General features: G+C 39.3%; 5 protein-coding genes. 4 read left to right on the top strand and 1 reads right to left on the bottom strand.

The window, feature by feature from the left end:
- Positions 1 to 220: 220 nt before the first annotated feature.
- Positions 221 to 1,132 (bottom strand): 1,4-dihydroxy-2-naphthoate polyprenyltransferase, encoded by a 912-nt coding sequence (locus C8K15_RS16640; RefSeq protein ID WP_108587488.1) that lies wholly within the window; start codon positions 1,130 to 1,132, stop codon positions 221 to 223.
- 174 nt (positions 1,133 to 1,306) lie between these two features.
- On the opposite strand from C8K15_RS16640, the gene C8K15_RS16635 reads away from it, so the two are divergent.
- From C8K15_RS16635 to menB, 4 genes are read left to right on the top strand one after another with little or no spacing between them, the layout of a single operon-like run.
- Entirely contained in the window at positions 1,307 to 2,689 is a 1,383-nt protein-coding gene (locus C8K15_RS16635; RefSeq protein WP_108587487.1) for an isochorismate synthase, read from the top strand.
- Positions 2,682 to 4,400, top strand: a complete 1,719-nt coding sequence (gene menD, locus C8K15_RS16630; protein ID WP_108587486.1) for a 2-succinyl-5-enolpyruvyl-6-hydroxy-3-cyclohexene-1-carboxylic-acid synthase — start codon at positions 2,682 to 2,684, stop codon at positions 4,398 to 4,400. Before C8K15_RS16635 ends, menD begins: the two co-directional genes overlap by 8 nt.
- Complete coding sequence (menH, locus tag C8K15_RS16625; RefSeq protein WP_199224132.1) at positions 4,388 to 5,206, top strand: 2-succinyl-6-hydroxy-2,4-cyclohexadiene-1-carboxylate synthase; 819 nt, start codon at positions 4,388 to 4,390, stop codon at positions 5,204 to 5,206. Before menD ends, menH begins: the two co-directional genes overlap by 13 nt.
- Positions 5,207 to 5,225: 19 nt before the next feature.
- On the top strand, positions 5,226 to 6,044 hold the full coding sequence (gene menB / locus C8K15_RS16620; RefSeq protein WP_108587484.1) for a 1,4-dihydroxy-2-naphthoyl-CoA synthase: 819 nt from the start codon (positions 5,226 to 5,228) through the stop codon (positions 6,042 to 6,044).

The raw sequence follows: 6,044 nt of genomic DNA, 5'->3' as shown, positions 1-6,044 counted from the left end.
AAGACACCGCCCTTTCACGGCGGTAACACGGGTTCGAATCCCGTAGGGGTCATATAGAAAGATGCGCTATCTTCGGGATAGCGTGTTTTTTTATGTGTATTTGTCGAATTATAGGGAACCATGACATAACCATTCTAATCTTATAAATTATGTAATTCTAGCCGTAAACTTATAAAAAACCGCAAGAGCTCAATAGAGCCCTTGCGGTTTTTTTAAAGAATTAGATTAAAAAGCCAATTAATAAGCCAATACCAAGTAGGAAACCGAATATTGTATTTGTTAATGCAGTATCTTTCATCGCTGGCGCTACTTCTAATGCATGTTCTTTTGTTCTGAAAATACGAATTGCGTGTATAGGTTTTTTAATACTTAAAAATATAAGAAGTGCCCAAGGTGTCAGAACACTCATAATAACTAGAGCGACGATCCATACATACGAAACAATGAACAGCGCGAGCAATACAGTAATTGCTCGTTTCCGACCGATTAAGATAGCCATTGTTTTCCGACCGCTTTCTTTATCGCCAACAATGTCACGAATATTATTGGAGAGCATAATTGCAGCAACAAGTAGCATACTTGGAACAGACAGTAATAACGCAATCGTTGTAATTTCACCTGTTTGAATAAAGAAAGCAATTAAGACGATTAACATGCCCATAAATACACCAGAAAATAATTCACCAAATGGAGTATAAGCAATTGGGTATGGACCGCCAGTATATAAATAACCAATTGCCATTGCTACAGCTCCTACAACAGCTAAAAACCAAGTGGTTTCGATACATATATAAATGCCTAATATAATTGAGATAGCATACAACAGTAGTGCTAGGATCATGACTGTCTTTGGTTTAACGCCATTTCTTACAATAGCACCACCAATACCAACAGATTTTTCATTATCTAATCCTCTTGCAAAATCGTAGTACTCATTGAACATATTTGTAGCTGCTTGGATGAGCATGCTTGCAAGTAACATGGCAAAAAACAATGGCCAATGTATATCTGTATAAGAAATTGCAATCATTGTTCCTAAAAATACCGGGACGAATGATGCTGTTAACGTATGAGGACGTGTTAATTGCCACCATATACGCCAGCCTGTATCGGCTTTTAAATCGTGTGACATATAGACTCCGCTCCTTATTCTTTTTTCACCTCCCTTATTGTACTTCAACAACTTAATTATGGGTAGATTGTTTGCATATCTAATGCCGAATCGGGATAAAAGAGGTATGATAGAAGGTATGATATTGAAGGAACTTCGCTTTTTTGCGAAGTCCTATTTACGGAGGGAATCTGGATGAATCGTAAGTCATTTACATCCACAGGATACGCTGTCGAAGATTTATCTTCGGCTGTACATTTTTATACTGAAACGATTGAAGTTAATGGATTATCCTCAATTGCTTTTTTTGAAGCAGGCGAGTCATATAAAGGAAAAAGATTTTATTGGCAAAACCGTGAAAAAACATTTACATTAGTTGGACTCGGACATGCTCATGTAATTACAAGTTCTTCTGAGGACAGTCGTTTTGAGGAAGTAGATAAACAATGGAACGAACTATGTTCTAAAATTGTGAATGAAGAACAGGATCTACAACCTATATTATTTGGTGGTTTTTCATTTGACCCTGAAAATCATTTGTCTTCCGAGTGGGATATGTTTCCTTCAGCATATTTTGCTGTGCCATCATTTCAACTTGTCATTCGGGATGACAGAGTTTTTATAAGTATTCATTTAGTAACAAATGAATTAGACTCACAGCACCTATTTGATCAGTTACGCTCGAAGCGTGATGATTTGATTCATGCAGCACAAGTAAAAGAACTGAAACCTTATGCAAAACCTCTGTTAATAAACTTAGAAGAGCGTTTTAAAGAGCTGTATTTAGATGCAGTTTCCCATGTAACTAAGTTAATTCATGCTGGAGAAGCGCAGAAAGTCGTAATTGCGCGGTCTTTATCATTAACATTCGCTGAAGATGTCAGTTCTCCTTCGGCCATGTATCATGTGTCAAAAGAACAACCAGAAAGTTTTCTTTTTGGACTAGAGCTTGGAGAAAATTTGTTTTTTGGAGCCACACCCGAGAGATTGGTAAAGGTTGAAAATCGCAAAGCACTTTCTACTTGTTTAGCTGGTTCTATTAAGCGAGGACAAACTGCTACAGAAGACCAACAACTTGGTAATGAGCTACTACAGGATTCGAAAAACCGTGAAGAACATCAATACGTAGTCGATATGATAACCGATGTATTTAAACAGTATTGTGAAGATGTTAAAGTACCGAAGTTTCCTAAACTTATGAAAATTCGAGACATCCAACATTTATTTACCCCTGTTGAAGGGAGTTTACAAAAAGGACAAGGCTTACTTCAACTTGTAAAAGATTTACATCCAACTCCAGCTTTGGGCGGCGAACCACGAAAAGATGCCATGACCATTATTAGAATGGTGGAGCAAATGAATCGTGGATATTATGCTGCTCCAGTAGGGTGGATTGATGCGGAAGGTAACGGAGAATTTGCAGTAGCCATTCGTTCTGCCTTATTAAATAAACAAAAAGCATATCTATATGCTGGTGGAGGAATTGTAGCAGATTCAGATCCAATATCGGAATATGCAGAGACATTAGTGAAATTCAGACCGATGTTACGAACTCTTGGAGGCAAGTTAAATGGATAACCGCTCAAATTTAACCGAATACGTTCATACTATCGTGCAAACTTTTCTTCAAGCGGGTGTTGAGGATGTTGTCATTAGTCCAGGATCTCGCTCTACGCCACTTGCTTATGCGTTTAGCCAAACAGACTCATTCAACACCTATATGCAAGTTGATGAACGTTCAGCTGGATTCTTTGCGTTAGGAATGGCAAAAGCTAAACAAAGTCCTGTTCTTTTACTTTGTACTTCGGGAACAGCAGCGGCTAACTATTTCCCCTCAATTGTAGAAGCTAACTATGCTAGGATCCCCCTCATTGTGCTAACTGCGGACCGCCCCCACGAGTTGCGAGAAGTTGGAGCACCACAAGCCATAGATCAAGTTCAATTGTATGGAAATCACGTTAAATGGAGTGTGGACTTTCCACTAGCTGATGGTTACAAAGAAACGATTCCTTTTGTCGAGCGACATACTGGTCGAGCAGTTACATTCGCAATGGCAGCACCGATGGGACCAGTCCATATAAACATTCCTTTTCGCGAGCCGTTGCTACTCGACTTTGATTATGAAATTCAACCTTCAACCTATCAACAATCGATTCCCGGATCTATCGTTGCTTCTCAACCATCTATTAACTTAGTAGAAGACATGATTAGGAATACTAACAGGGGCTTTATAATTATAGGAGAACTTTCTGGTGACTTTTCCAAACAAGATTTTTGGGCTTTTGCGAAATCAATCCAGTGGCCAATATTAGCCGATGCACTGTCCCAACTTCGAACCGAAGTTCCTGCAGAGTGTGAGCATTTGTTAATAGATCAATACGATGCTTTGTTGAAAAGCGAGAATTTTAAAAAGGCTGTTGATCCGAATTTAGTTATAAGATTTGGTGCACAACCAGTGTCAAAACCACTATCCCTTTTCTTAAAAGCATCCAAACCAGCAAACTATATAGTAATTGATGAAGATCCATTATTCCGCGATTCTCTAGGTGTAGTGACTCATCATATACATTCAATTCCCCAAGTGTTTTGGAATAGTAACCTACATGGTCAACCTAATGAAACACTGGATATTTGGACACATGCGAACAAACTTGCAACAGAACATATTGAACGTTACATTGATGAACAACAAGATGAAGGAGCGTTTGCTGGAAAGTTATTTAATCTGTTACCTGATGGTAGTGATTTAATATCTGGAAGTAGCATGCCAATTCGTGACGTGGATACGTTCTTCAACAAGACAGCTAAAGATATTGGCATTTATGCAAACCGTGGCACAAATGGAATTGATGGTGTAGTATCAACTGCTTTCGGCATACAGCAAGTTAGAAAGCGTCCTGCAACTCTTTTAATAGGTGACATTTCCTTCCTTCATGACAGCAATGGCTTATTAGTGTCCCGTTTTCATGAGACAGACCTTACCATCGTCGTTATGAATAATGACGGAGGAGGCATCTTTTCTTATCTCCCACAGTCAACTGAGGAAACGTATTTTGAGAAGTTGTTCGGAACGCCAACAGGCTTAACATTTGATTCAATTGCAACTATGTATCAAGCAGAATATTTTGCTGTCGCTTCAAAGGTAGAATTTGAACATGCTTTGACTACGCATAAACACAAAGATTTACGCATCATTGAAGTGAAGACCAATCGTACAGAAAATGTATTAGCCCATCGTCATTTATGGAGCGGTATCACAGAGGAGTTAGACCAACTGTGGAGCAATTAATTAAGAGTGTTAGAGGAGTAAAAGTAGGATATTCCATAATGAACAAGGAAGCATCTGAGACAATGGTCTTTTTACATGGTTTTACAGGGAGTTCGAAAACGTGGGAATCGGTAATAAAACATTTGCCGACAACTGTTAGATGTATTGCAGTGGATTTATTGGGACATGGTAAGACGGAAGCTCCACTAGAATCTGAGCGGTATCAAATGCAGGAGCAAGTTCTTGATTTACATGACCTGTTCGTTTCGCTTCAAGTATCTGATTTTACTCTTGTTGGCTATTCGATGGGCGGACGAATTTCGCTAGCGTATGCACTTACTTTTCCAGAGCATGTGAAACGGTTAGTATTAGAAAGTGCTTCTCCAGGACTTCAATCAGTGACTGAACAACAAGCACGAACAAAGGCAGATGAATCATTAGCTAACAAAATAGAGCTAGAAGGATTGCCGGCATTTATTGATTTTTGGCAAGACATCTCGCTATTTCTGTCCCAGAAGAAACTCCCTGAGCTAAAACGACAAGCCATAAGAGAAGAACGCCTTCAGCAATCCTCTTTAGGATTAGCGAATAGTTTAAAAGGGATAGGAACTGGCAGCCAACCATCGTATTGGCCACGACTTGATGAATTAAAAATGCGAGTCACACTTATTACTGGAGAGTTTGATCAGAAATTTCAGTTGATCGCACAACAAATGAAATTTTGCATAGCAAACAGCCACCATTTAGAAGTTTTAGCGGTTGGACATGCAATTCATGTGGAAAATCCCGTTCAGTTTGCTACAATAATAATGGAGCAAGTGAAATGATTATTTTAGGAGGAAAAGTATGACACGTCAATGGGTATCAGAACGTACATATGAAGATATTAAATATGAAACATACAACGGAATTGCAAAAATTACGATCAATCGTCCGGAAGTGCGCAACGCGTTCCGTCCGAAAACAGTTAAAGAATTATTGGATGCATTTACATATGCAAGAGACGATTCTAATGTTGGAGTGATTGTCTTAACTGGTGAAGGTGAAAAAGCTTTCTGTTCAGGTGGAGACCAATCAGTACGAGGTCACGGCGGATATGTTGGGGAAGATGAAATTCCTCGCTTGAACGTTCTTGACTTACAACGTTTAATTCGCGTAATTCCAAAGCCAGTTGTCGCTATGGTTGCTGGATATGCAATTGGTGGCGGACACGTCCTTCACGTCGTATGTGATTTAACAATTGCGGCAGACAATGCAATCTTTGGTCAAACAGGACCTAAAGTGGGTTCATTTGATGCGGGTTATGGTTCAGGTTATCTTGCGCGTATTATCGGACATAAGAAAGCACGTGAAATTTGGTACTTATGCCGTCAATATGACGCACAAGCTGCACTTGATATGGGCTTAGTCAACACGGTGGTCCCATATGCACAATTAGAAGATGAAACTGTTCAATGGTGTGAAGAAATGCTTTCTATGTCTCCAACAGCGCTTCGTTTCTTAAAAGCAGCGATGAATGCAGATACAGATGGTTTAGCAGGTCTTCAACAATTAGCAGGAGATGCTACACTTCTTTATTACACAACTGATGAAGCAAAAGAAGGCCGCAATGCCTTTAAGGAAAAACGTAAACCTGACTTCGGTCAATTCCCTCGTTTCCCTTGA

Source organism: Paenisporosarcina sp. OV554 (genome assembly GCF_003058165.1).
In the GTDB taxonomy this organism is placed as follows: domain Bacteria; phylum Bacillota; class Bacilli; order Bacillales_A; family Planococcaceae; genus Paenisporosarcina.
The sequence above is the reverse complement of the archived record's forward strand: the minus strand, read 5'-3'. Positions and strand labels throughout refer to the sequence as shown.